Annotated in this window: 31 protein-coding genes, 1 pseudogene and 2 riboswitches; of the genes and pseudogenes, 12 read left to right on the forward strand and 20 right to left on the reverse strand. The window is 34.7% G+C overall.

From position 1 onward, the window contains the following. Positions 1 to 18: 18 nt before the first annotated feature. From ACWV26_RS12295 to ACWV26_RS12340, 10 genes are all read right to left on the reverse strand, one after another. Positions 19 to 1,191, reverse strand: a complete 1,173-nt coding sequence (locus ACWV26_RS12295) for an acyl-CoA dehydrogenase family protein (RefSeq protein WP_455895027.1) — start codon at positions 1,189 to 1,191, stop codon at positions 19 to 21. Positions 1,192 to 1,214: 23 nt separating this feature from the next. After that, complete coding sequence (locus ACWV26_RS12300; protein ID WP_455895028.1) at positions 1,215 to 1,994, reverse strand: enoyl-CoA hydratase/isomerase family protein; 780 nt, start codon at positions 1,992 to 1,994, stop codon at positions 1,215 to 1,217. A 21-nt stretch (positions 1,995 to 2,015) separates the two neighbouring features. Then, positions 2,016 to 2,810 carry an enoyl-CoA hydratase/isomerase family protein gene (locus tag ACWV26_RS12305; RefSeq protein WP_455895029.1) on the reverse strand — a complete coding sequence of 265 codons (795 nt, stop codon included), beginning with the start codon at positions 2,808 to 2,810 and terminating at the stop codon, positions 2,016 to 2,018. Between the two features lie 40 nt (positions 2,811 to 2,850). Then, complete coding sequence (locus tag ACWV26_RS12310; RefSeq protein ID WP_455895030.1) at positions 2,851 to 4,050, reverse strand: CaiB/BaiF CoA transferase family protein; 1,200 nt, start codon at positions 4,048 to 4,050, stop codon at positions 2,851 to 2,853. A gap of 257 nt (positions 4,051 to 4,307) precedes the next feature. Continuing rightward, positions 4,308 to 5,873, reverse strand: coding sequence for a long-chain-fatty-acid--CoA ligase (locus tag ACWV26_RS12315; RefSeq protein WP_455895031.1), 1,566 nt, complete (start codon positions 5,871 to 5,873; stop codon positions 4,308 to 4,310). Between the two features lie 34 nt (positions 5,874 to 5,907). Then, entirely contained in the window at positions 5,908 to 6,315 is a 408-nt protein-coding gene (locus tag ACWV26_RS12320; protein ID WP_455895032.1) for a PaaI family thioesterase, read from the reverse strand. Between the two features lie 59 nt (positions 6,316 to 6,374). Continuing rightward, positions 6,375 to 7,076, reverse strand: coding sequence for an ABC transporter ATP-binding protein (locus ACWV26_RS12325; RefSeq protein ID WP_455895033.1), 702 nt, complete (start codon positions 7,074 to 7,076; stop codon positions 6,375 to 6,377). Then, a complete protein-coding gene (locus ACWV26_RS12330) occupies positions 7,060 to 7,845 on the reverse strand; it encodes an ABC transporter ATP-binding protein (protein WP_455895034.1) in 786 nt (261 codons plus the stop codon). Before ACWV26_RS12330 ends, ACWV26_RS12325 begins: the two co-directional genes overlap by 17 nt. Further along, positions 7,823 to 8,833, reverse strand: a complete 1,011-nt coding sequence (locus ACWV26_RS12335; RefSeq protein WP_455895035.1) for a branched-chain amino acid ABC transporter permease — start codon at positions 8,831 to 8,833, stop codon at positions 7,823 to 7,825. The genes ACWV26_RS12330 and ACWV26_RS12335 overlap by 23 nt, the downstream gene beginning before the upstream one ends. A 6-nt stretch (positions 8,834 to 8,839) precedes the next feature. After that, the gene (locus ACWV26_RS12340; RefSeq protein ID WP_455895036.1) at positions 8,840 to 9,706 is read right to left on the reverse strand and encodes a branched-chain amino acid ABC transporter permease; all 867 of its coding nucleotides are present in this window, start codon (positions 9,704 to 9,706) and stop codon (positions 8,840 to 8,842) included. A 923-nt stretch (positions 9,707 to 10,629) separates the two neighbouring features. Between ACWV26_RS12340 and ACWV26_RS12345 the strand changes: the two genes are divergently transcribed. Then, the gene (locus tag ACWV26_RS12345; RefSeq protein WP_455895037.1) at positions 10,630 to 11,880 is read left to right on the forward strand and encodes an ABC transporter substrate-binding protein; all 1,251 of its coding nucleotides are present in this window, start codon (positions 10,630 to 10,632) and stop codon (positions 11,878 to 11,880) included. Between the two features lie 94 nt (positions 11,881 to 11,974). On the opposite strand, the gene ACWV26_RS12350 is transcribed toward ACWV26_RS12345, so the two are convergent. Together ACWV26_RS12350 and ACWV26_RS12355 are read right to left on the reverse strand one after the other, a co-directional pair. Beyond that, positions 11,975 to 12,370, reverse strand: a complete 396-nt coding sequence (locus tag ACWV26_RS12350; RefSeq protein WP_455895038.1) for a VOC family protein — start codon at positions 12,368 to 12,370, stop codon at positions 11,975 to 11,977. A 210-nt stretch (positions 12,371 to 12,580) separates the two neighbouring features. After that, positions 12,581 to 12,997, reverse strand: a complete 417-nt coding sequence (locus ACWV26_RS12355) for a VOC family protein (protein ID WP_455895039.1) — start codon at positions 12,995 to 12,997, stop codon at positions 12,581 to 12,583. Positions 12,998 to 13,230: 233 nt separating this feature from the next. Here ACWV26_RS12355 and ACWV26_RS12360 point away from each other — a divergent pair, with 233 nt between their 5' ends. Next, positions 13,231 to 13,572 (forward strand): zinc ribbon domain-containing protein YjdM, encoded by a 342-nt coding sequence (locus ACWV26_RS12360; protein WP_455895040.1) that lies wholly within the window; start codon positions 13,231 to 13,233, stop codon positions 13,570 to 13,572. Positions 13,573 to 13,645: 73 nt separating this feature from the next. Here the strand turns inward: ACWV26_RS12360 and sspO are convergent, their stop codons facing one another. Next, positions 13,646 to 13,807, reverse strand: coding sequence for a small acid-soluble spore protein O (sspO, locus tag ACWV26_RS12365; protein ID WP_455895041.1), 162 nt, complete (start codon positions 13,805 to 13,807; stop codon positions 13,646 to 13,648). 135 nt (positions 13,808 to 13,942) lie between these two features. Between sspO and ACWV26_RS12370 the strand changes: the two genes are divergently transcribed. Next, positions 13,943 to 14,137 carry a hypothetical protein gene (locus tag ACWV26_RS12370; protein WP_455895042.1) on the forward strand — a complete coding sequence of 65 codons (195 nt, stop codon included), beginning with the start codon at positions 13,943 to 13,945 and terminating at the stop codon, positions 14,135 to 14,137. A gap of 124 nt (positions 14,138 to 14,261) precedes the next feature. On the opposite strand, the gene ACWV26_RS12375 is transcribed toward ACWV26_RS12370, so the two are convergent. Next, positions 14,262 to 14,444 carry a hypothetical protein gene (locus tag ACWV26_RS12375; RefSeq protein ID WP_455895043.1) on the reverse strand — a complete coding sequence of 61 codons (183 nt, stop codon included), beginning with the start codon at positions 14,442 to 14,444 and terminating at the stop codon, positions 14,262 to 14,264. A gap of 245 nt (positions 14,445 to 14,689) precedes the next feature. On the opposite strand from ACWV26_RS12375, the gene ACWV26_RS12380 reads away from it, so the two are divergent. After that, positions 14,690 to 15,691, forward strand: coding sequence for an LLM class flavin-dependent oxidoreductase (locus tag ACWV26_RS12380; protein WP_455895044.1), 1,002 nt, complete (start codon positions 14,690 to 14,692; stop codon positions 15,689 to 15,691). Positions 15,692 to 15,777: 86 nt separating this feature from the next. Here ACWV26_RS12380 and ACWV26_RS12385 read toward each other — a convergent pair whose 3' ends face one another. From ACWV26_RS12385 to tlp, 4 genes and pseudogenes are all read right to left on the reverse strand, one after another. Next, a complete protein-coding gene (locus ACWV26_RS12385; RefSeq protein ID WP_455895045.1) occupies positions 15,778 to 16,194 on the reverse strand; it encodes a GlcG/HbpS family heme-binding protein in 417 nt (138 codons plus the stop codon). 347 nt (positions 16,195 to 16,541) lie between these two features. Then, a pseudogene (locus ACWV26_RS12390) lies at positions 16,542 to 16,924 on the reverse strand (acetyl-CoA C-acyltransferase); the annotation flags it as partial. Positions 16,925 to 16,980: 56 nt separating this feature from the next. Then, positions 16,981 to 17,211 carry a spore protein Tlp gene (locus tag ACWV26_RS12395; protein WP_455895046.1) on the reverse strand — a complete coding sequence of 77 codons (231 nt, stop codon included), beginning with the start codon at positions 17,209 to 17,211 and terminating at the stop codon, positions 16,981 to 16,983. Positions 17,212 to 17,348: 137 nt separating this feature from the next. After that, positions 17,349 to 17,582: a small acid-soluble spore protein Tlp gene (gene tlp, locus ACWV26_RS12400; RefSeq protein ID WP_455895047.1), complete on the reverse strand. Its 234-nt coding sequence runs from the start codon at positions 17,580 to 17,582 to the stop codon at positions 17,349 to 17,351. Between the two features lie 194 nt (positions 17,583 to 17,776). On the opposite strand from tlp, the gene ACWV26_RS12405 reads away from it, so the two are divergent. The 5 genes from ACWV26_RS12405 to thiW all read left to right on the forward strand — a co-directional run bounded on the left by ACWV26_RS12405 (position 17,777) and on the right by thiW (position 21,568). Then, on the forward strand, positions 17,777 to 17,959 hold the full coding sequence (locus tag ACWV26_RS12405; RefSeq protein WP_455895048.1) for a hypothetical protein: 183 nt from the start codon (positions 17,777 to 17,779) through the stop codon (positions 17,957 to 17,959). 165 nt (positions 17,960 to 18,124) lie between these two features. Beyond that, positions 18,125 to 18,231: riboswitch (TPP riboswitch) on the forward strand. Between the two features lie 67 nt (positions 18,232 to 18,298). Then, positions 18,299 to 18,388, forward strand: a riboswitch (TPP riboswitch). Positions 18,389 to 18,473: 85 nt separating this feature from the next. Further along, a complete protein-coding gene (locus ACWV26_RS12410) occupies positions 18,474 to 19,220 on the forward strand; it encodes an ABC transporter ATP-binding protein (protein ID WP_455895049.1) in 747 nt (248 codons plus the stop codon). Next, positions 19,207 to 19,974, forward strand: coding sequence for an ABC transporter permease (locus ACWV26_RS12415; RefSeq protein WP_455895050.1), 768 nt, complete (start codon positions 19,207 to 19,209; stop codon positions 19,972 to 19,974). Before ACWV26_RS12410 ends, ACWV26_RS12415 begins: the two co-directional genes overlap by 14 nt. Before the next feature lie 58 nt (positions 19,975 to 20,032). Then, entirely contained in the window at positions 20,033 to 21,043 is a 1,011-nt protein-coding gene (locus ACWV26_RS12420) for an ABC transporter substrate-binding protein (RefSeq protein ID WP_455895051.1), read from the forward strand. Between the two features lie 30 nt (positions 21,044 to 21,073). After that, entirely contained in the window at positions 21,074 to 21,568 is a 495-nt protein-coding gene (gene thiW / locus ACWV26_RS12425) for an energy coupling factor transporter S component ThiW (protein ID WP_455898246.1), read from the forward strand. Positions 21,569 to 21,585: 17 nt separating this feature from the next. On the opposite strand, the gene ACWV26_RS12430 is transcribed toward thiW, so the two are convergent. Then, complete coding sequence (locus tag ACWV26_RS12430) at positions 21,586 to 22,074, reverse strand: Lrp/AsnC family transcriptional regulator (RefSeq protein ID WP_455895052.1); 489 nt, start codon at positions 22,072 to 22,074, stop codon at positions 21,586 to 21,588. A gap of 189 nt (positions 22,075 to 22,263) precedes the next feature. On the opposite strand from ACWV26_RS12430, the gene ACWV26_RS12435 reads away from it, so the two are divergent. Together ACWV26_RS12435 and ACWV26_RS12440 are read left to right on the forward strand one after the other, a co-directional pair. After that, positions 22,264 to 22,767 (forward strand): N-acetyltransferase family protein, encoded by a 504-nt coding sequence (locus ACWV26_RS12435; protein WP_455895053.1) that lies wholly within the window; start codon positions 22,264 to 22,266, stop codon positions 22,765 to 22,767. A gap of 119 nt (positions 22,768 to 22,886) precedes the next feature. Next, complete coding sequence (locus ACWV26_RS12440) at positions 22,887 to 23,108, forward strand: hypothetical protein (RefSeq protein WP_455895054.1); 222 nt, start codon at positions 22,887 to 22,889, stop codon at positions 23,106 to 23,108. A 49-nt stretch (positions 23,109 to 23,157) separates the two neighbouring features. On the opposite strand, the gene ACWV26_RS12445 is transcribed toward ACWV26_RS12440, so the two are convergent. Beyond that, the gene (locus tag ACWV26_RS12445) at positions 23,158 to 24,150 is read right to left on the reverse strand and encodes an NADPH:quinone oxidoreductase family protein (RefSeq protein ID WP_455895055.1); all 993 of its coding nucleotides are present in this window, start codon (positions 24,148 to 24,150) and stop codon (positions 23,158 to 23,160) included. A 160-nt stretch (positions 24,151 to 24,310) separates the two neighbouring features. Here ACWV26_RS12445 and ACWV26_RS12450 point away from each other — a divergent pair, with 160 nt between their 5' ends. Further along, the gene (locus ACWV26_RS12450; RefSeq protein ID WP_455895056.1) at positions 24,311 to 24,910 is read left to right on the forward strand and encodes a TetR/AcrR family transcriptional regulator; all 600 of its coding nucleotides are present in this window, start codon (positions 24,311 to 24,313) and stop codon (positions 24,908 to 24,910) included. Positions 24,911 to 24,951: the final 41 nt, after the last annotated feature.

A 24,951-nucleotide genomic window follows, 5' to 3' on the forward strand; every position in this document is an offset into this window, starting at 1 on the left:
TAGTCCCGGCCCCTTTACTTAGTAAGATCTTGGTAATCCAAGTACATGCTCAGCAACAAATGAAAGAATTAAATTTGTAGATATTGGAGCTACTTGATATAGTCTCGTTTCTTTAAACTTTCGTTCGACATCATATTCTTCTGCAAAGCCAAATCCACCATGAGTTTGTAAAGCTGTATTTGCCGCTTCAAAGGAAGCATCTGCAGCAAGTAATTTTGCCATATTGGCCTCAGCTCCACATTTCAAACCAGCATCAAATAATGCAGCTGCTTTATAACGCATAAGATCTGCGGCTTCTATATTGACATGATTTCGTGCAATCGGGAATTGAATGCCTTGGTTTTGGCCAATTTGGCGATTAAAAACTTTTCTCTCTTTTGCATAGTTTGTAGCACGCTCTACAAACCAACGGCCATCTCCAATACACTCAGCTGCAATTAATATTCGTTCTGCGTTCATCCCGTCTAAAATATATTTAAATCCTTTTCCTTCTTCTCCAATTAGATTTTCAACTGGTACTTCTAAGTCCTCTATAAATAATTCTGTTGTTGAATGGTTCATCATTGTACGAATAGGTTTGATGGTTAACCCTTTGCCTACAGCTTCTCTAAGATCCACTAATAATACGGAGAGACCTTCTGACTTTTTCTTTACTTCCTCTATTGGAGTAGTCCGTACAAGTAAGATCATTAAGTCAGAGTACTCAGCGCGAGAAATAAATACTTTTTGGCCATTTACAATATATTTATCGCCTATTCGTTTTGCAAATGTCTTTAATTTTGTTGTATCGGATCCAGTATTTGGTTCAGTAACACCAAATGCTTGTAACCTTAAAGATCCATCAGCAATTTTAGGGAGATATTTTTCCTTTTGTTCTGCACTACCATGACGAAGAAGCGTACCCATTGTATACATTTGAGCATGGCAGGCACCTGCATTTCCGCCAGAACGGTTGATTTCCTCCAATATAATAGAAGCTTCTGTAATGCCAAGACCCGAACCGCCGTATTCTTCCGGAATAAGAGCTGCTAAAAATCCATTTCTAGTAATCTCATTTACAAATTCCTCAGGATATGCTAGTTTTGCATCCAATTCTCTCCAGTAGGAATCTGGATATTTGTTACAGATAGCTCGAACACTTTGTCTTAATTCTTCATGAAATTGTGTATTTTCTTTTACAGTTGTACTCAAATGGATTGCCCCCTTAAAGTAATTTATGGATTAAAAATAGGTTTACGTTTTTCGAAAAAAGCTTGAACGCCTTCTTTAAATTCAACAGATTCAAAGCATAAAGATTGTGCTAATGCCTCCATTTCTAGTGATTCATCAAGTTGATCACAAACACTTCGATTTACTAACTTTTTCATTAAACCTAATGCATTTGCAGGTCCAGCTGATATTGTTTGTGCTATTTTACTGGCCTCATCTAATAGATTCTCGTCATCAACAACCCGATTAATCATTCCGATTGATTGAGCTTGTTCAGCGGTTACCCTCTCACCTAAGAACATTAACTCTAATGCGCGGTGACGTCCTACTAACTTTGGTAAAAAGTAAATAGAACCAAGATCTGGAATCAACCCGACTTTAGCAAAGCTTTGAATAAAAACTGTAGAACGGCTCGCTATGATTAGATCGCAAGCAAGAGCTAAACTAACACCTGCTCCCGCAGCTGCCCCATTTACAGCAGCAATTACAGGCTTTTCCAGATTTAAGATTGCCTGAATCAATTCATGGCCGGCTTGTAATCGCTTTCTACCTGCAATGGCATCTACATGCTTTAAGGCACTTAAATCTCCGCCTGCAGAAAAGACATTTCCTTCACCAGTTAGGATAATTGCTTTTACTTCATCTTTGTCTTTTACTTTCAAAAAGAATTCTTTCAATTCTTCTCTCAACTGAAGACCCATTGCATTTCTCACTTCTGGTCGATTGAGTGTAACTGTACAGACTCCGTCTTGTGCTGTAGTTACTTTGATTGATTGATAGTTCATACGGTATGCCTCCAATCTTAATTATTTCCCAAGAAATTGTGGCTCTCGCTTTTCTACAAAGGCGCGAACTCCTTCTAAGCGGTCCTCTGTGTTGATACAACGATTGTAAAAGCTGATTTCTACTTTTTTAGCTTCTTCATTTGGCATTCCAAACAAGTCATCAACTGAACGTTTGCAATTTTGAACAGCTAAAGGTGCATTTTTTGCAATTTGTTCAGCGATTTCAAGTGCTTTAGCTCGGAGTTCATCTGATTTTGCCAATACATTTAAGAGACCTGCTTTATCTGCCTCTTCTCCGCTAACGATTTTGCCTGTACAAACCCATTCTTTTGCACGGTGTACACCAATACGTTTTGATAATAGTCTTGTTCCTCCACCACCAGGCATAATTCCTCTTGTCACTTCAGGTAAACCAAATTTAGCTGACACTGAAGCTACAATCATGTCACAATTCAATACGATTTCAAAACCACCCGCTAGTGCATAACCATCTACTACTGCAATAACTGGCTGTTTTATATTTTGGATTGTATTAAACATCGTTTGAAAAAGTAAATGTTGCTCTTTCCATTCCGTTTCTGTCATATTATTTCGCTCTTTTAAATCTGCACCTGAGCAAAAGGCTTTTTCAGTAGATGAGGTGATCAATACGGCTCTAATCTCACTGTTGTTGACTTCATCAAAAATTTCTATTATTTGTTGTGCCATCTCCGTCGTAAATGCATTTCGTGCTTCCGGACGATTTAAAATGATTTCTGCTATCGTCGCGTTTTCTCCTGTTTTTTTCCATTCTACTAATGCCATATTTCTGCTCATTCCTCTCTAAACTATTTAATAATTTGATAGATTTGAATTTTCAGTTTTTAATAGATGCTCGTTGCCCTATTACCCCATCAAGTCGCATTTGATCAATCATTTCTTTTGAGTAATTCAACTCTGAAAGGATTTCCTCCGTGTGTTCCCCTAGAATCGGTGAATGGCTATAAATTTCGCCGGGAGTTTGAGAAAATTTAATCGGGAAACCAATTTGTTTAATCATTCCTGCTATCGGGTGATTCATTTGTGTAAATAATTCACGTTCGATGATTTGAGGGTCATTAAAAATTTGGTTAATATCGTTAACTGGTCCTACACAAGTATCCTCTAATGCCAATAAATCCAGCCATTCTTGTTGATTCTTTTGCTTGAATAATTGTGACAAATCTTTTTTTAATTTTTCTTGAACTTCATCAGATCCTTCATGAAGGTCAATCCATTCGGGCTTTCCGATTAATTCACAAATCCTCTTCCAGAATTTCAGTTCTGAAGCACCAACTGAGAGAAATTTATTATCCTTTGTTTCATAAACGTTATAATAAGCAAAATTTCCGTCTAAACGGTTATTTCCTCTTTCAGGTATTTTACCGGAAGCAAAATAATCTGATGCCGCTGCATAAAGCCAAGTAACAGCTCCATCCATCATTGATATATCAATATATTGGCCTTTTCCTGTCCGTTCTTTATGGAATAGTGCCATACAAATTCCAGATAGGGCCATAAGTGCTCCACCACCAATGTCTGCAATTTGAACGCCAGGTACGACTGGTTTTCCACCTTTCTCACCAATAAGTCCCAAAATTCCACTGTATCCAATATAATTGATATCATGCCCAGGTAAGTTTCGATACGGCCCCGTCTGACCATACCCTGTCAATGAACAATATACGATTCCTTCATTTAGCTTAGAGATTTCATCGTAACCAAGCCCTAAACGTTCCATTACACCAGGACGAAAGCTTTCTAATATTACATCCGCATTCGCTGCCATTTTTTTGAAAATTTCTTTTCCCGCTTTAGTCTTAAGATTTAATTCAACACTTTTTTTATTTCTGTTAATGGTTAAATGTCTAGCACCAATTCCTTCAATTGCTGGCTTTCTCCATCTAATGTAATCTCCATTTTCCGGTTCCTCTATTTTAATGACTTCTGCTCCATAATCCGCCATCATTAACGTGCAATATGGTCCTGGTAGTAATCTGGATAGGTCTAAAACTTTTACTCCACTAAGTGCTCCCATGTTGTATGCTCCTTCCTATTAAAACAATTGTTTTTTATTTAAAAGGATACATTGTATGGTGTCGATCCAAGTGATGATTAAACTCTTACTTGTATCTTTCAATTTTCCGCTCAATCTTCTTTTTATTATTTTATATATAAAATAATATTTTGTCAATGAAATTTCTGAATATTTTGTAATTTATATTTCATGATTACTAGATACTTCACAAGTATCAATTATGTCGATCATAATTGATGTATGAAAAGGGTGGAATTTTATTTAACATTTTCATTTTCCCTCTCGCGCAATACTGTTTTCAAAACCTTTCCCGCTTCATTTCTAGGTAATGATTCGATGAATTCTATGAAATGAGGTTTTTTATAAGAGGCGAGATTATTTTGGCAGTAGGCAATAACTTGCTCTTTACTTAAATGTTTTTTCGGTTTCAACACAATAAATGCCTTTACACATTCTCCCCATGCACTATCAGGAATTCCAATTACACTTGCATCTAAAATATCTGGATGGCTAAAAAGAACTTCTTCTATTTCTTTTGGATAAATATTTTCTCCTCCGCTAATAATCATGTCTTTTTTTCGATCTACAACATAGATAAACCCTTCTTCATCCATTCGTACCAAGTCACCACTATGGAACCATCCTCCAGTAAAAGCCTCTTTCGTTGCTTCTGGATTTTTGTAATATTCTTTCATGGTCGTAGGTCCTTGGTAAACAATCTCACCAACTTTCCCAACGGTAACATCATTCATATCGTCGTCCACTATCCGAACACGAACATTTATAGCCGGTTTACCAACCGATTCTGGTTTTCGTAAGGCGTCATTTCCAGTTAAATAGGTAGCTGAAGGGCTCATCTCTGTTTGGCCAAAAGCTTCTAATAATACAGCATTATTAAATACTTTCAAAATTCTTTTTTTAATTTCAATTGGACAAATTGCTCCCCCGATTGAACAAGAAGTCATAGAACTAATATCATAGGATGAGAGATTTTCGACTTGTAGCAGGAAATTCCACATAGTGGGAACCATGAACATGGAGTTGATTTTTTCGATATGGATTGTATTTAAAATGGCTTTAGGATTAAACTCGCGGTGAATATAAATCGTACCTTCCAATAAACAATTTTGTACAAGAGTAGACAATGCGGCGACATGAAAAAGAGGGGGAATAATAAGTTGCCTTATTCCCTTTTTCCATTGAGAATGGAAAAGTTTGTTCATTCCATTCAAATATAAATTTTTATGGGTTAAAACTGCCCCTTTTGGTTTTCCAGTTGTACCAGAGGTATATACAATAGCGTGTGGATCATCATCACTTAAAGCAACCGGCTTGTAATCAGTTGTCTTTTTATAAATAGAATCGTAAGTGATAGTTTCAATGCCTAATTCATGCTCGTCCTTACCTACAACGACGATTAACTGTACCTTTGAAAGCTTTTCAACAATAGGATAAACTTCTTTTAAAAACTCTTCTTCGACGAATAATATTTTGACGTCTGATTGATTTACGATATATTCGATTTCTTTTGAGATTAGTCGGAAATTTATTGGTACAAAAACACCGCCACTTAGAGAAACTCCAAAATACAACTCAACAAAAGGAAGTCCGTTTTTAAATAAACAACCTACTTTGTCATTTTTATCAATACCAGTTGTTTGAAGAAACCCAGCTAATTGTTTTGACCTTTGTAGGATTTCTTGATATGTTGCACGCTGTTCTCCATATATAAATGCAACTTGATTCGGGACATTATGGGCAGCACATTCCAAGGCTTCTCCTATTAACAATTGCTGAAACATTGGCGTTCTTTTTTGTTCCATTCGAATCTCCTCCCACTTTGCGTTTTAAAAACTCTTATAAAGAATTTAATATTTTAAAAGTTCCAGCTGACGTGGCCAAAATTGCCCCATTGCAATCTCTCACTTCACCTTCAGCAAATGCAACACTCTTTCCGCTTTTGATTAGATTAGCAGATGCAATCATTTGATCACCCTCTTTTAATGAAGAAACAAAATTAATCGTTGAATTAATCGTCGTAATTGGTTTCTTAGTAACAGAGCGAACTGTTGCACCCATAACAGAGTCGAGAATGCTAAAATAAACGCCTCCATGAACTGCTTGATTCACATTTTGATGATTAGGCGTGATTTTAATAGAATAAACTACGGAACCTTCCTCATATTTTTCTAACTTTATCCCTAAAAAATTATTAAATGGACTAGATTCATAGATTTTTCTTAGTTCTTCACTCGTTTCGAACATTAAGAAAGTCACCTCTTTTATTTGGTTTAGTATTTCATCCAGTTTTTTAGAAGTTAATACTATCCACCAAGATAGAGACGACGCACCTCATCGTTATTTCTCAATTCCGTCGAGTGTCCCTCTAAGGCAATATGTCCATTTTCTAATACATAAGCATAATCAGAAAAACCGAGGGCAAGATTGGCATTTTGCTCGACCAATAAGATTGATGTTCCATCTTGGTTTATTTTTTTAATGATTTCGAAAATTTCTCTTACAAGAATAGGTGCAATTCCTAAAGACGGTTCATCTAATAGAAGAATTTTAGGTCTCCCCATTAATGATCTTCCAATCGCAAGCATTTGCTGTTCACCGCCACTTAATGTCCCAGCTTTTTGCTTGATTCTCTCCTTTAGTCTAGGAAAATAAGAAAATACTTTTTCAATATCCTCTTTTTGATTTTTGTCTTTTCTGCAGTAAGCACCCATTCTTAAATTTTCCTCAACCGTAAATAATGGAAAAACTCTTCTATTCTCAGGACAATGGATTATTCCCCTTTTGACCATTTTGCTAGGATTCTCTTTGATCATTGATTTTCCATCAATTTCGTAGCTACCTTTTTTCGATTGTATAAGTCTAGAAATATACTTTAATGTTGTTGACTTTCCCGAACCGTTTGCACCAAGTAACGAAACGATTTTCCCGTCCTCAACCGTCATGGAAATTCCCCTTAATGCATGAACATGACCATAATATACATGAACATCAGCTAAGTTGAGCACTTTCTTCTACCTCCCCCAAATATGCTTCAATAACTATCGGATTTTTCTGAATTTCATTTGGAACACCTTCAGCAATTTTCTTGCCAAAATTCATAACCGTAACAAAATCAGAAACCTTCATTACTAAAGACATGTCATGTTCGATTAAAAGGACTGTATAATTCATTTCTTCCTTTAATCGTAAGATCAACTGACTAATCCTATTGGTTTCAACTGGATTCATGCCTGCTACAGGTTCATCCAACAAGATTAACTTTGGTGAGGAGATAATAGCCTTGCCAATGTCGACCATTTTTTGATAACCAAAGGATAAATTTGTCACTTTTTCATTAGCCAAATCTGAGATTGAAAGTAATTCCATAATTTCATATGCTTTTTTAATAGACTCTTTTTCAGTTCTCCTAACCGAAGCCAAATTTAATGCTATGGAAAATATATTTTTCTTTAATGTCGGATGCAGACCTGTTAACAAATTATCAAGGACTGTCATTTCGGCAAATAATTCTACATTTTGAAAGCTTCTCGCAATACCCAGATGAATAATTTGATGAGGTTTGAGTTGCAAAAGATTTTTTCCTTGGAAATGAATTTCTCCCGCTGCTGGTGTATAAAAGCGGCTTATACAATTAAAAACAGTACTTTTACCTGCACCGTTTGGACCAATAATTGAATAAATATTACCTTGAGGTACTTCAAAAGAAAGTTCATTAACGGCAGTAACTCCCGAAAATTTTACTGTTACATCTTTAAAGGTTAGCATCTCTTGCATTCCCCCCTTGTTCAATGTCAGGAATATACACTTTTGAATCATTAGTCTTCGTTTCGCTTGATTTATTGAACTTAAATAATCCTGCTAATGACAATAAACCACGAGGACGGAATAATATAACGATCACAATGGCAATTCCAATAATAATATTGGTTAGTCCAATAAACGATTTAGTAAGCTCAGGGAGAACTGTAAAGACAATTGCTCCTATAATTGCACCTGGGATGGATCCAAGTCCACCTACTACGATCATCCCAAGTAATAGAAATGATGTGAAGGAAGTAAAATCATTTGGACTTACGAAACCAATCCAATATCCGTAAAGACCTCCAGCAATACCAGTAAAAAATGCACTTATTACAAACATTAAGGTTTTATAAAATGCGACGTTAATCCCAGTAGCTTGGGCGGCAATTTCACTTTCACGGATGGCGATAAAGGCCCTTCCCAATCTGCTTTTCAAAATATTATGAAGTAACCATGTAATTAAAATGGTCATCAAAATGATGACATATATGAATTGGTTATCATTTAACAACCACTCTGGTCGAAATAATGCCATACCTGAATATCCACCTGTAAGTGCATCCCAATTAAGAGCAATTTGTGGGATCGATAGACCAAAACCTAATGATACAACTGCAAGGAAGTTGCCACTTAAACGGACAGCAGGGAGACCAATTAATAAGCCAATTATTCCAGATATCAAACCTGACATTGGAAGAACCAGTAAGAATGGGAGCCCTAATTTAGTTGATAGAATTGCAACAGCATATCCTCCAATCGCTAAAAAACCTGCATGTCCGATTGAAACCTGTCCACCAAATCCTGTGAGAAGGTCTAATGACATAGCGGTAATTGCATATACACAAATCATGACAAAAATGGAAACCATGTAGCTAGATTGTCCAACAATATGAGGATATGCAAGTAGAAAAAGGATGAGCAGTACTAACCAAGGTTTCTTATTTGCAAGTAACGTTTTCAATATTGATCACACCTTTTTAATAATTTTTGAACCGCCAAAAATCCCCTGTGGACGCACATACAAAACAAGGACGATTAACAGAAATACAAAAACAATTTTTAATTCTGGTGAAATATAGTAACTTACTAAGTTTTGAAAAACACCAATAATTAAGCCACCAACTACTGCCCCAGGTAAACTTTTAAACCCACCTAGAACTGCACCAGCAAAAGCGATGATTAGTACTTCTCCCATCATGTTGGTGCTCAAAAAGGTCACTGGTGCTGTCATAATCCCAGCAATTCCACCTAGGACAGTTCCAATCGCCCAAGATCCCATAAAAATTCCAGAAACCTTAACTCCCATTAGTTCTGAGGCCATAATATCTTGAGAGGCAGAACGCATGGCTAATCCCATTCTAGTAAATCTAAATAGTAAGAAAAACAATAGCATAAGAACGACTGTTAATCCGACCATAAATAGGTCATTGGGTGAAAAGTAAATATTTCCAATCTGGAATGTCTTGCCTTTAAGTGCCTCCGGATAGGAAGTAGTATCAAACCCCCATATAAGTCCGGCTAACCCGTTAAAAGTCATAAATAAACCTAATGTAAGAACAACTTGATTGATATGTGGAGCAGACTGGATTCTTTTCATAAACAAAAGATATACAACCATTCCAAAGAGTGTTGCAAAAACGAGGGCTAATACAAGAGAGAGTGAATATGAGAGTCCATAACTTTTTAAAAAGACATAACTGACAAACGTTGTGATCATAGCCATTTCACCTTGTGCAAAATTGACCACTTCAGTTGTTTTAAATATTAAAACAAGACCTAAAGCTGCCAGTGCATAGATACAACCAAAGACTAAACCACCTACAATAAGTTGCATAAGAGGGTCACCTTCCTTTTTTTACTAAAATCGAAAAACAAATTATATTTGAATATTCTGAATTCTAACAAAGGAGTGATCAAACGCAAATACGTCTGTTTTAAGTTAATTTTCAATTACACTGTGTGCCTTTTAATATTCTACAATTAATACTAAACTTCCTTGTCAGCAGAAAAAATCATCTGTTTGATTCCCCCTTTAATTTTCTATTTTGCTGAAATCGTTACCAAATTCCACTTTCACTAGAGCTTATACTTTATATAAAGTTGGAATTTTGAACCATTTCTAGAGCCTATTGAGATATTTTATATACAAAAAAATTTTTTGTCAATGATATTTATAGTTTGATTGTTCTCTTTTTATGAGGCTTGAATCTTACAAATTCTTAAAAATAAAATATAAAAACACATACAATATGAACGGATACACTCAATTAAAAATAATCACCGTTCAATAGTTTTTCAAATTAAAATCAATAGTTAAGTGATATTTTTGGTAAAAGCAAAGCCTTAAGCAATAACAAAGAACTCTTTCATTACCTACCAAAATTTCATCAATTATGTATATTCAATTGATACTAGTTTTATATGTTAAAATTTATTATTATATTTTTTAATTATTGTTGACAAAAAAACATTTTCAATATAAAATTTTTTCTTATAGATACCTAAATCCGATATCTAGCAATTTTATTAATAAATTCAAATTTTAATATTTTGCAAACGCTTTCGCCTATTCACACTAATGTTCACATAACAAGACAATATACACTTCAACCTACCATTCATTTACCTTAAATTTTCTGAATTTTTAACAAATTCAGTAAAATAAAATTTAATAATAGGAGTGATGAGAACCTCTTCATATTAATCGATTGGAAAACATTTAATACAATCTGATAAATCATAATTGGGGGGATTTTATTGAAGAAAAAGTTATCGTTCTTACTGGCAATTTTTATGGCTGCACTATTGTTAGTAGCCTGTGGTGGACAAAATCAAACATCTGGTGGAAGCACAAAAAATGGACAAAAATTAGCACAAGGAATTACAGATAAAGAGATAAAAGTTGGATTAACAGGACCACAGTCAGGACCTGTTGCTGAATATGATAAAGTGCGTAAAGGTTTACAAGCTTATTTCAATTATATAAATGATAATGGCGGTGTAAATGGAAGAAACATCAAATTAATCGCATATGACGATCAATATCAGCCAGCAAAATCACTCCAAAGTATGCAAAAATTGATCAATCAGGATAAAGTGTTTGCTCTTCTATATCCAATTGGAACGGCCAATATCGGCGCTTCCCTACCCTTGTTAGAAAAGTCCGGTATTCCAGTAATAAGTCTAGGCACAGGTGCAAAAAAGTTTGTTGAACCAACAATTAAAAATATTTTTGGCGGAACTTTTAACTATGAGATAGAGTCTACAATTTTCTTGGATTATGCTGTGAACAAACTACATGCTAAGAAAATTGCAATCGCCTTCCAAAATGATGACTTTGGTAAACAAGGTTTAGAAGCCGCACACAAGAACATTGAAAAATACAAAGGTGTATCGATTGTCAAAGAAGTTCCGTTCTTAGCTACAGATAAAGAATTCAGTTCTCAGGCTAAGCAGCTAAAAGAGGCACAACCTGATGTGATTATTATGAACTCAACTCCTGCTCCTGCTGCTGGTCTTCGTAAGGAACTGTATAAAATTGGTGCATCAAAAATACCGTTTATCGTATCAATGACTGGTGGCGATGATATAAACCAATATAATCTAGCAGGGAAAGAAGCATGGACAGGGGTTATTTCTTCAGTCGATCTTCTACATTATGATAAATTAAGTGGCCCAAAAGTAGAGAATTATATTAAGTATGTTTCAAAAGAATATGGAAAAGAAGCATTAGGACCTCTTACACAAAAAGCTTGGTCTGCTGGGCAAATATTTGTAGAGGGTTTAAAACGGTCGGGTGATGATTTAACTTGGGATAATTATATAAATAAGTTAAATACTTTTGATAACTGGACAGAATCATTCTACACCAGCATTAATTATTCACAAAATCACCATTATGGAAATACAACTTTATACATTACAGAGGCAAAAGACGGCAAGATTGAACCAATATCCAAAAAAATCTACTATGATGCTGATAAGAATGAAATAATTTACGAAAAATAAGAAATGATAAAAAGCTGACTGGAGATAACAAATCACCAGTCAGCTTATTTATTTGTGCCAAATAGCAGAAATTAATTATACATTTACCATTAACCTATTTCGCATTCTTATCTGGCTGATGAATACCGAAAATATTGCCTTCTGGATCTATATAATACCCTTGCCAAGCCATTCCAGGTAATGCGTATTTCGGTAATGCAATCTCACCGCCATTTTTTAAAATTTTCTCTTCTGTGGAATCATAATCTTCCACTCCCATTGTACATGCATAGCCATTTAAAGCTTGATTTTTTTCTGGTGGAGGACTTTGGCGTTTCATCAGTGCACCATTTATACCCATCTCATTTTCGTCGCCCGTTACAGCTCCAAAATAAGGCATACCAGCATATTCGCTCCAATCTTCAAATGTCCATCCAAATACATCTCCATAAAACTTTTTCGCTCGATCCATGTCATCAACATGTATTTCAAAATGCACTAATCTACCCATGTTTTCCTCCTAATTCCCCTTATAAATTATGAATTACAAAACTCTTTTCGTATGTAATTTCTACAATCGTTTTCGGCAATCCTTCATTATTATGGAAATTAATGTAGGAAATTATTCACTTTGTTGTTTCTTACTACGGTGAAATATGCTCACCAAATTACATTAAATCAAAAAAGATGATGTACTGTTAAGACATCATCTATTAGAGGTTCATTCCTGATTAAATGCACTCTCATCCATATAAGCAATTTCCCAAATATGACCGTCTATATCCCTATATCCCCAAACATACATAAATTCATGATCTTGAGGATCACTATAATTGCTACCACCTGAGGCAAGTGCCTTATTGACCATCTCGTCCACTTGCTCACGATTTTTTGCTGAAAGACAAAAAATTGCTTCTGAAGTGGAACTTGTGTCTACTACCTCTCTCTTCGTAAAACCTTTGAAGCGTTCCTCAATCATCAACATCACGAAAATATGATTGCTAACAATCATACAGGCAGCCGTTTCATCCGAAAATTGAGGATTGAATTCAAAACCTAATTCTTTAAAAAAAGAAGTAGATCTGTTCAAGTCTTTTACTGATAAATTAATAAAGATATTTTCTGATTGGAATGCCAATATTATATCTCCTCTTCATCAATGGCATTAATGCCATTGATTTATTATTTTTCAATCTTATATATGATTTAATCTTAGAAATATTTTATCAATTATAGCAACCTTTTGCTAATTCGAACTGATTTTTCTCACCATTAGATTTATTACAAATAATGGTTATTAAAGAATAGTATTGAAGAAAAGATTTTTTCATGGCAAGCTAGAAGAAAATATAATAATTCGGAGGAAAGAAAATGGAACAAATTCCAAGTTGCCCACAATGTCAATCGGAGTATACGTATGAAGATGGAGCATTATTTGTTTGTCCAGAATGTGCACACGAATGGACAGCACATGAGCAACAAGTGGCAGTAGAAGCGAGTATAATTCGAGATAGCGTAGGCAATCCTTTATCAGAAGGAGACACTGTAACCGTTGTAAAAGATTTAAATGTCAAAGGTGCATCTTCAAATATTAAAATTGGAACAAAAGTAAAAAGTATTCGCTTTGTCGATGTAGATGGTCACGATTTAGAAGGAAAAGCTGATGGATTTGGAGCCCTTTATATTCGCTCTAAATTTGTAAAAAAGCTTTAATTTAATTTTACATCATAAAAGGGCTTTACCCAAAAATCATGGAATCATGACTTTAGAGTAAGCCCTTTTACATCTACTGTCTTTTCTTAGTCTTTTTATTATTAAGCTTTTCAGTTGTTGTTAATGGTTCGCTCGAAAATTCCTGATTGAAATTACTCGATTGTTTTTTACGAAGCGCTTGTTTATCACTGAAATCTTTACCTAATTGCTTACTCATTTTCTGGGTTTTATTCACATTTGCCACCTCCATAAAAATAGGTTTTGCAAAATCGTATGAAGTATTCAGCATCCTAAAAGAAAATATGAGCCATATAAATCGAGCATAAATTCGCTTATTTGGAGCAACTTATTTTCTATGGAGGTGAACATTATGCCAAAGCAAAATGGGTATAAACCAAAGAATAAAAAGTACCATAACAGCAATTTTACTGATGTACAAGATCGCAATACTACAAATGATCCACGTAATAGCCCTGATAATTATAAAGAAGAGTTTGCAGCTGAATGGCGAGAAAAGGCTATCGCAGATATCAATAAACAATCGAATGATCGCAAAAGTAAATAATATGTAAAAAAAGTAGCTGGAGAAAAACAAACTTTTTTCTTCAGCTACTTTTAGTATAAAATCATGAAAGAAAAGCGGCAAAAAGGATTTACATCACATTTTACCGCCAAAACAAATAATTATTCTATTCTAAATTTTGTCGTGCTACTTGATTTGCTTGTTCTTTCTTCTCCTTCATAGTCTTCTCTTCGTCTTGCTTTTTGTCTTGTATTTGGTCATGCTTTTCCTCTATATTGACAAATTCTTCTCCATCTTCTGCAGTGTCAAAACGGCCATGTGATTTTGGTATATTAGTCTTTTCAGACATATAATTTCCTCCTTATCAGATTTTTGTTTCTTGTTTTTCATATACCACTTTATATAGACTCTTAAACATTAAAACTACTAAAAAATTCAATTTAATAGAAAGGTTAATTTGTTGACAAGAATAATTTGGTATTATACCTTTGTTTCGATAAGCGAAAATAATATTCTTAGAGTTTTGCATAAAAACATAACTAAATAAGATATTTATAAAGCAGTCTAAACTTTAAATATGGAGGGATAAATTAAATGGCAAATATCAATATACCACTTTCCGTATTGAATCTTGCCCCTATCCGTCAAGGACAAAATGCGAAACAAGCAATTGATTCAATGATTGACCTTGCACAGTCTGTAGAAAATATGGGGTATACTCGTTACTGGATTGCGGAACATCATAATTCTTCAACTTTAGTAAGTTCGGCTACATCTATATTAATTAAACATACATTAGAACATACCAATCATATCCGTGTTGGGTCAGGTGGTATTATGTTACCAAATCATTCGCCATTAGTTGTAGCAGAACAATTCGGTACAATGGCAACTATTTATCCTAATCGTCTTGACCTTGGCCTTGGCCGTGCTCCTGGTACAGATATGTTCACTGCAAGTGCGCTTAGACGATCAAAAAACGATTCGGTCTATACATTTCCTGATGATGTAAGTTCACTACTTACCTACTTTGGTCCAGCCGAACAACAAAGTTATGTGAAGGCTTATCCAGGCGTTGGAACAAATATCCCAATTTATATTCTAGGTTCTTCTACCGACTCCGCATACTTAGCAGCAAATTTAGGGTTACCTTATGTATTTGCTTCCCATTTTGCATCGCAACAAATGGAAGTGGCAATATCAATCTATCGTCAAAACTTCAAACCATCTCAATATCTGGACAGTCCATATATGATGGTTTGCTTAAATGTGATTGCAGCCGAAACAAATGAAGAGGCTGCAAAATTATCAACAACAATGGAACAATTTTTCCTTAATATAATAAGACGGACTAATACTCCTTTACAACCACCTGTAGATGATATCAATGAAATTTGTAATGCTGCGGAAAAAGAAATGCTTAACTCAAGATCAAGTATTACATTTTTAGGAGATAAAGAATCAGTACGGAATCAGCTGACAGAATTCCAAGAAAAATACGATGTTCAGGAAATCATGGTTGTCTCGTATATTTATGATATAGAAAAACAAAAACGCTCCTATGAAATATTGAAGGAAATTATTAATGAAGATTAATCCTTAATATATGCAATTAAAAGACAAAACAGGCTCAAGTTATTTTCCTTGAGCCTGTTTTATTAAAATCTAGAAATTCAAAATTATTATGCGTTTACTACCAATTCTTGTTCGAATGCTTTTGCCCCAGCTTTTGCAACGGCAACATCATTTGGAACTGAGCTACCACTGACACCAATTGCACCCACTACTTTACCGTCTTGTACCAATGGAATACCACCGCCGAAGACAACTACTTTACCATTATTTGTAGTGTTGATGCCATAAAGTTCTGCTCCAGGAATTGTTGCAGCTTCTAAAAGTTCTGTTTCAAGTTTGAAAGCAACAGCTGTCCATGCTTTTCCTTGTGCAATGTCAACACTACCGATCCATGCATCATCCATGCGATGCACTGCAACTAAATTGCCTCCTTCATCTACGATTGAAATGACCATTTTTAAATCACGTGCTACCGCTTCGCTTTCTGCAGCAGCAATCAACTTTTTTGCTAATTCTAAATTCATATTATCTACCTCTTTTTTATGTATTAGTTACCCTATCCACCTAAATTAAATGAATATATGGAACTTTTTTAATTTTAACATAAATAATTAACTGAAAATGTAAAAATTTCTTACTTTACAAAAAAGCAATACACAAGACTTCAATAAATAACCAATAATGCAATATACAAATTGAATTTTCAAAGGCTATGTTGATGTACTAACTGTTACTGAAGGGTTCAACACATTATCGAAAAAATTAAAACTCAGCTAATCTTCTCTTAAGAAGGGTGCTGAGTTTTTAATTATTATTAATATGAAATTTAAAAAAACTCTTGCATTTCCTGAAATTCCATTTTTTTATATCATCAGAAATCTAAATTTTCCCACACTGCAGCTATCCCTTGGCCACCACCAATACAAACTGCACTCACACCATATTTTTCCTTTCTACGTCTTAATTCATATAATAATGTTAGTGATATTCTAACGTCACTGGCAGCTAAGGGATGTCCAAGTGCAACTGCACCACCATTCACATTCCATTTTTCTAAATCAAATCCTAATTCCTTTTGACAAGCCAAATATTTTGAATCGCAGGAACTGATCCGGTGCACATATATTTTAGCTCTACACCGACAATTCCCCATGATTTCAGGCGAGCAATAGGTTTTAGATTGTTTTCTTTTGTATAATCACCGGAAGTAACAATCATTGCACCTGTCCCATCAACCATACCGCTTGACTTACCAATTCAAAAAGCTGTGAAGAATAATATACTTCCATCACAGCTTCTATTTCTATTCCCTATTTAAAGCTATCTCTCCAAGCCTTTTCTGCGGCCTTATCCGCAATTTCTTTTTCCTTTATTTGAATTTCTCGTTGTCGACGGTAATTCTTTTCTTCTAGATGCTCAAGTTCTTCCTTACCAGCAAATTCCATGCTGATTTCAGCTTCGCTCATATTCTTTCTTGTATTTTCAATCATATTTTGGATTGGTGCTGCACTATTAGATTGTTTATTTTTTGGTTTTTTCATTTTAAGAGTCCTCCTGCGATGTTTTCATTACTGTATTAGTTTGTTAAGGATTGCACACTTTATACAATAAAGAAAAAGTAAAAAGCTGTGGCACAAAATTTTGGATATTCATCCTTTTGCCACAGCCTTTAACTAAATTATTGTTGTCCTCGTTTTCGTGCTTCTGCTTCATCATGCATTTCTGCAATAAATGCATCAAGTGCTTGATTTCTACGTTCATTTTTTTCTTTAATTTTTTGAGCTTCTTCAGGTCCTGCAAATTCCATACTAAATTCCGCTTCTTTTATATTCTTCTTCGTATTTTTAGCCATTTGTTTTAAACGCTCCACATTGTTAGAACGGTCATCTGGGTTTGGTGTATGTTGATTCATTATAAAAAACCTCCAAAAAATGATTTTTTGAATTACTACGTTAGTTTGTTTAATTTTGTTTACATTATTCAATTATCCGTAGTGGAAAATAATAAGAGAAATACAGTACTTTTTCTCCATTTATCTAAGTGCTAATTATTAAAGAATAAATCTTTTACATATTGAGCACATTAATTTCTGGGAGGTGATTAACCATGCCAAAACGTAGTGGATATAATCAAAAAAACAAAACACATAAAAGCAATGATTTTGCAAACCAAAATAATACGAACAACCAAAACCAAAATTCAAATGAAGAATTTGGTGCTGAATTCGAGGCTAACAACCAAAATAATTCAAGCTACAAGAATCTAGAGTCACATAATAAAAATAAATGACTTGTTGATTGCTAAGCCTTAATACATTATGTATTAGGGCTTTATTTTTGTTCCGTAGAGATGTTGAAATCTCTTCCAACAACAATCTATTAAGGTAACAAACTTTCAGATATAAAAACCCTTGCATAAAATAAATTACATGATAAGCTATTAATGGAAACTAAATAGCACCACTAGGGGTGTCCCGATGAGGACTGAGACTGAACAATCGTTCTAAACCCTTTGAACCTGATCTAGTTTATACTAGCGGAGGGAAGTGAGACATGTTTAATGAATTTATTATACATACCCCACTGACTTTGTTAGTGGGGATTTTTTTATTTTCAAAATTGAATAACAACAACCTACTAGGGGCGCCATTAGGCTGAGATTGTACCCTTTGAACCTGAACTAGACAATTCTAGCGTAGGAAAGTAGTTTCACAGATATTGTTATCTGAGTAATTCTTTTGAAACTGCTTTCTTTAATAGAAAGCAGTTTTTTTAAGTCATTAAAAAAAGAAAGGAGTAACAAAATGACACTTATTCTCAAAGATGTCTCCTACAGTTTCACAAACGAACAAAAACAAAAAAACAAAGTAATCTCAAATCTAAATCTGGAAGTACAAAACGGTGAATTTGTCTCGATCATCGGTAAAAGTGGAACTGGAAAAAGTACAATCTTACGACTTATCGCAGGCCTCCTAGTTCCTTCTGAAGGACAAATTCAAATTGATCAAAAGTACATAACACTTGGCGATGTCGGTTATATGCCACAGAAGGATCTACTACTCCCTTGGCGTACAATCCTAGATAACATCCTAATCGCGTCCGAAATTCAAAAAGACCTGAACATTTCAAAAGATGAAGCGAGAACTTGGTTAAAACGAGTTGGATTATCAGAATACGAAAATGCTCTACCAAAACAACTATCCGGTGGAATGAAACAACGAGCATCATTTCTAAGAGCATTATTAACTGGAAAAAATATCCTATTATTAGATGAACCATTTGGTGCACTAGATAGTATAACGAAAAAAGAAATGCAAACATGGCTTTTATCGATTTGGCAAGATTTAAAGAAAACAATATGTTTTATTACGCATGATTTGGAAGAAGCGATTTATTTAAGCGATCGCATCATACTCCTTCATCCTAATTTTCAAATAGAAGAGATTTCTGTTGATTTGCCGAGACCTCGCGCTGCGAAAATGTTACATTCTCAAAAAATAATTGAATTACGACAAGAATTGGAGTTAAAGATTGCCAATGAAACAGATTAAGAACTTTCTACAAACCTATAGTTTATTTATCATTGTTTCTATTATTCTACTAGCGATTGTTGAATTGCTTGTACGTTTGACAATCGTCCCAAGCTTTATCATTCCTGCACCAACTGGGGTACTAAGAATGATAATAGACAATTGGCAACCGCTAATTTTTGAACATTTAAGTGCTACTATGCTGGAGTTTATCATTGGGTTTTTAATAGCCGTTATAGGTGGTGTAATACTTGCAGTTAGCATGTTCTTTTCAAAAACTATTGAAAAAATTGTATATCCTGCGGTTGTCATCTCGCAAATGATTCCGATTATTGCCATTTCCCCTATTTTTGTTTTGTGGTTTGGGTATTCCATCTGGAGTAAAGTTGCTGTCACAGTCCTTATTTGTTTCTTCCCAATTGTCGTAGGTACTTATGATGGACTGAAGTCATGTAATCAGGAGTATATCGAGTTATTACGTTCAATGGGGGCTACTCGTTTTCAAGTTTTTCAAAAGCTACATATTCCAATGGCACTACCTTCTTTTTTTTCTGGATTTAAGATGGCCATTGTTTTTGCACTTGTTGGGGCAACCATTGGAGAATGGCTAGGAGCAAGTCAAGGCTTAGGATATTATAGCCGAAGAATGTCTGGAAATTTAAACTCGGAAGGGGTCTTTGCTGCGATCACACTCTTAACTATCGTAGGCATTTTACTATTTGCACTAGCCACTTGGTTTGAAAAAAGAATCACCAATAAAGTGAACCTTCACTAATGTAAGATTTTCTTCATCCCGTGAAATACAAATCTAATAGAAATAGGAGCATTCCAAAATGAAAAAATGGATTACATATTCTTTATTACTATCACTACTCGTCCTCATGGCAGGATGTAGTGGAAAAACTCAATCAAAATCGACTGATGAAAATGGGAAAAAATTAGACAATATCAGCATCATGCTCGACTGGTACCCAAATGCTGTACATTCTGCCATCTATGCAGCACAAGAAAAAGGCTATTTTAAGGACCAAGGCCTAAATGTCAAAATCGAAATGCCCGCTGATACCAATGATCCTATTAAACTTGCTGCAACTGGGAAAGTCGATTTAGCTATTAGTTATCAAAATCAAACAATTTTATCAAAATCAGAAGGAATTCCAGTCGTTTCTGTGGCTGTTTTAGTTAGACATTCACTAGACCAACTCATGATGAAAAAATCAGCAGGAATCAAATCACCTAAGGATTTAGAAGGGAAAAACGTTGGTTATTCATCAAGCGAATTAAGCGAAGCTACTGTCAAAACAATGGTTGAAGCAGACGGTGGGGATTTTAGCAAAGTCAAAATGACTGATGTCGGTTGGGATTTAATTTCATCAGTTGCGACAGACCATGTAGATGCGATTACAGGTGGCTATATTAACCATGAATATGTTCTTTTAAATAAAGAAGGTTATGATATGATGACCATCAAAAACAGTGACTATGGCGTACCTGATAATTATGAACTAATTCTAGTAACAGGTGAAAAAACTTTACATGAAAAGAAAGATGCAATTAAGCGATTCTGGACTGCTGTAACAAAAGGCCAAGAATACGTAAAACAAAATCCAAAAGAAGGATTACAAGTTTTACTAGATCATGAAAATGATAGTTTTCCTTTAGATAAAGAAGTTGAAACAAAAAGTTTACAAATCCTTCTACCTCTCATGGAAGAAAAAGGAGTACCTTTTGGCTATCAAGACCAAGAAGCTTGGAAAAAAGCATCTGATTGGCTTTATCAAAGAGGGGTTATTAAAAAACAAGTTAAACCTAGTGAAGTAATTGATAATATCGTATCAAAATAATTTCAGAGGGGCTTGGTCTAAATGAAAAATATGAATAAAACAAGAAAACTTACCTACACTGCCATTATTGCTGCTATCACAACTATCTCTAGTAGTATGGTATATATTCCATTAGGATTTGTTAAAGTCTTTCCAATCCAACACTTTGCCAATATTTTATCAGCTGTTCTTCTTGGACCTTGGTACGCAGTGTTGCAAGCTTTTATGTCCTCATCTTTACGCATAATGCTGGGGACAGGAACTGTGTTTGCGTATCCTGGTAGTATGATTGGAGCATGTTTGTCTGCGATACTCTATACAAAAACAAAGAGACTAGCGTTTGCAGGTCTAGGTGAAATCTTTGGAACTGGCATCCTAGGCGCTATGGCCACTTATCCGATTGCCATTTTATTTTTAGGCAAAGCATCTACATTATTTGGCCTCGTCCCCGCTTTTGCCATTAGTTCGTTTACTGGTGCCTTAATGGGCTATGGATTATTGAAAGTATTACAAAAAAATAATGCTTTTTCTCATATAGTTAACTAATATTTAAAATCAATCTCCTAAAGATTATGGTTTTCAAGTATAGGTAAAATGGTAGAGTTTTTGACCTCTCTTAAAGCCAAACTAGTTTGGATACGCGTTATGCCAAGCTTGTTGAGTTTTCGGATAAAGCTTTCTAATTCCTTTCTACCTCTATTGACCACCTTTAGGAGATAATCATGTTCTCCTGTTAAACAATGGCATTCTAGAATTTCAGGGATGGATGAAAGCTCCGTCTCCAATATTTCTAACTGCTCAGCTTGATGAATCGTTGTACTAATGAAAATGAAAGTTAATAACTCAAATCCTAGTTTTTCTTGATTTAAGATTGTAACCTGCTGCTGTATGTAGCCTTCTTTTTCTAATCGTTTAATCCGCGCATGAATTGCTGGAGGGGACAAATTTACTTGTTTAGCTATCTCCGCATAACTTATACTCGCATCCTTTTGCAAGCTATTTAAGATTTGAATATCCAACTCATCAAGAATTTTATTTGTTACTGACTCCACTCTTTTTCCTCCCTCTTTCTATTCTTCAAAAAACCACATAAATAAATGTAAATTATTAAATGAAATGTATCGAAAACCTTATTTCGCTTAACATTATTTCAAATTATTTTTATTATACAAAATATTATTTATTATGTAAGCGGAAAGAGCTAAAATAATTAACAAGAATATAAGTAAGGGGTAATGATAATGAACAATACTTTTACATTTAGAAATGCAATGATTGAAGATTTACCGGAGATTGTTAATATTTACAATTCCACTATTGCAAGTAGAATGGTAACCGCTGATACAGATCCTGTTTCAATTGATGATCGAATGGAATGGTTCCATCAACATACCCCATCCAAAAGACCCTTATTCGTTGTAGAAGATCAAGGTGAAATTTGTGGCTGGATTAGCTTCCAATCTTTCTACGGTAGACCTGCTTATGATTCAACAGCAGAATTAAGTATCTATTTGCATGAAGATTATAGAGGAAGAGGTCTTGGAAAAACTACTTTGAAATATGCCATTGATGCATGTAAAGGGTTAAAAATCAATCGCTTGTTAGGTTTCATCTTTGCACATAATGAACCAAGTCTTCGCTTATTTGCAAGCTTCCAATTTGAAAAGTGGGCACATTTACCAGAAGTAGCTGAATTGGACGGAGTGAAAAGAGATTTAATAATTATGGGTAAAAAAATTGATTAATCCCCTTCATCTAACTTAAATAAAATTACTCGGACAACTTTTCAATTTATAGCCTCCTTCATACTATAATCATTATCCTTTTGTGAAATGACATCTTATGTATAAGGAGACAGCAGCCGATGAAATATGTTCATTTTTTTGAAAATAGAACAAATGTCTTAAGTCAGATTTTAGAAAGTGTTCCCTCAGTTGATACACCGGTGAAAATTAAGGGGCGAAAAGGGAAAGTTGTAGAAGTCAATATAATTGGTGAAAACATTTTTCATGTTAAAGTGGTATTTGAAATAGTTAAGAAAAAAATACCGGTATTTAAAGATGACCGAAATAAGAAAAGAAGATAAATATTATATAAAAAAGTGACGAGATCTGGATGATCTCGTCACTTTTTTATTACAATTTCACAAGAATTCTTCCGCGAGCTTGTCCTTTTAGTAAAGTTGATAGAACTTCTGGTAGTTGTTGTAGTGAAACTTCTTGTAAAACAAATTCTTCTAAGTTTGCAGGTTTAAAATCAGTTGCTAAACGATTCCACGTTTCCACCCTTTTTTCCATTGGGCAGTAAACTGAATCAATTCCTAGTAAGTTGACTCCTCTTAAGATAAACGGGAAAATGGTTGTCGGTACTTTATTGCCTGCAGTTAAACCCGTAGTCGCTACAGAACCGCCATATTGTATTTGACTAATCACAGATGCAAGCACTTCACCACCTACAGGATCTACAGCTGCTGCCCATTTTTGTTTACCTAGTGCTTTAATTTTACCATTATAAACGTCTTCTCTTGAAACTACACTTTGTGCACCTAATTTTTTTAGGTATTCGTTTTCTGAAGTTTTTCCTGTACTTCCTTCAACTTGATAACCTAATGTGGATAGAATTGATACTGCAAAGCTCCCTACGCCACCCGTTGCACCAGTAACTAGAACTGGACCTAAATCATTTGTTATTTGGTTATCCTCTAAGCGTTGAACGGATAATGCTGCAGTAAAACCAGCTGTACCGATAATCATTGCTTCTCTCATCGTAAGGCCTTCTGGAAGCGGCACAATCCATTTTGCAGGAATCCGAGCGTATTCACTATAACCCCCGAAATGTGATACACCAATCTCATAGCTAGTAGCAATAACCTCATCCCCTTCAACAAAACGAGGATCATCTGATGAAACGACTACACCTGCTAAGTCAATTCCGGGAACAAATGGGTAGTGGCTAACAATATTGCCATCAGGAATCGTTGCAAGACTATCTTTATAATTGACGCCGGAATACTGAACGCGAATCAACACCTCTCCCTCAGGTAAATCTTGGAGTGAAAGCTGTTGAACCCCTACTGAAAATTGATCGTTCTTTTTATCTACAACTAGTGCATCAAACTTTTTATTCATGATATAACTCCCTTCACATTTGTATAAGATTTCATTATTAACTCAATCATAACAATAAAAATTTGACCGGTCAATATAATTTTGACCGGTCAGAATAAAATAGTACTAAATATGTGCCCGATTTTGTGTATAATATTAATTATAATGGACGGTGAGTTTAATGAATAATAATAAGGCTGAAAAACGGCGCGAACAAATTTTAAGAGCTGCCTTTCAAGCTGTTTCAGATAAAGGTTTCCATAATGTTACCCTGCAAGATATCGCAAATTATGCAGAAGTAAGCAAAGGTGTTACAAGCTACTATTTTCAAAATAAAGAAGATGTTTTTTACCATTTGCTCAAATGGGTAACTGAAAAAATTTATAAAAAAGAGAATGAGGCAATTAGTCAAGAGAACAATGCAGTAGATCAACTACGGGCCTATGTAAATGCGGCTTTTTCGAATCCAGGTGAGAATCGCAAATTTTACCGAGTTTACCTTGAATTTCTCGCTCAAGCGAATAACAACGAACAATTTCGTGAAACTAATATCCAATTTTATGAAAATTGTTGGTCAATCGGAAGACAAATTATTAAGAAGGGTCAAGAAGAAGGCAAATTTGCAGATATGGATATAGACCAAGCTACTTATTCAATTCGCGCTTTTATCGATGGCTCTCTTATTCAATGGTTGATGCGAAACGATGATGGTCTTCATTCATACTATCGGGATACTTGTTTTAAAACCATCTATCGTTTCTTAACAAATAAGGCTTTTTAGAACAGCTAGAAAAGAGATTGGATATACACAATCTCTTTTCC

The sequence above is a fragment of the Rummeliibacillus sp. JY-2-4R genome (assembly GCF_053847205.1).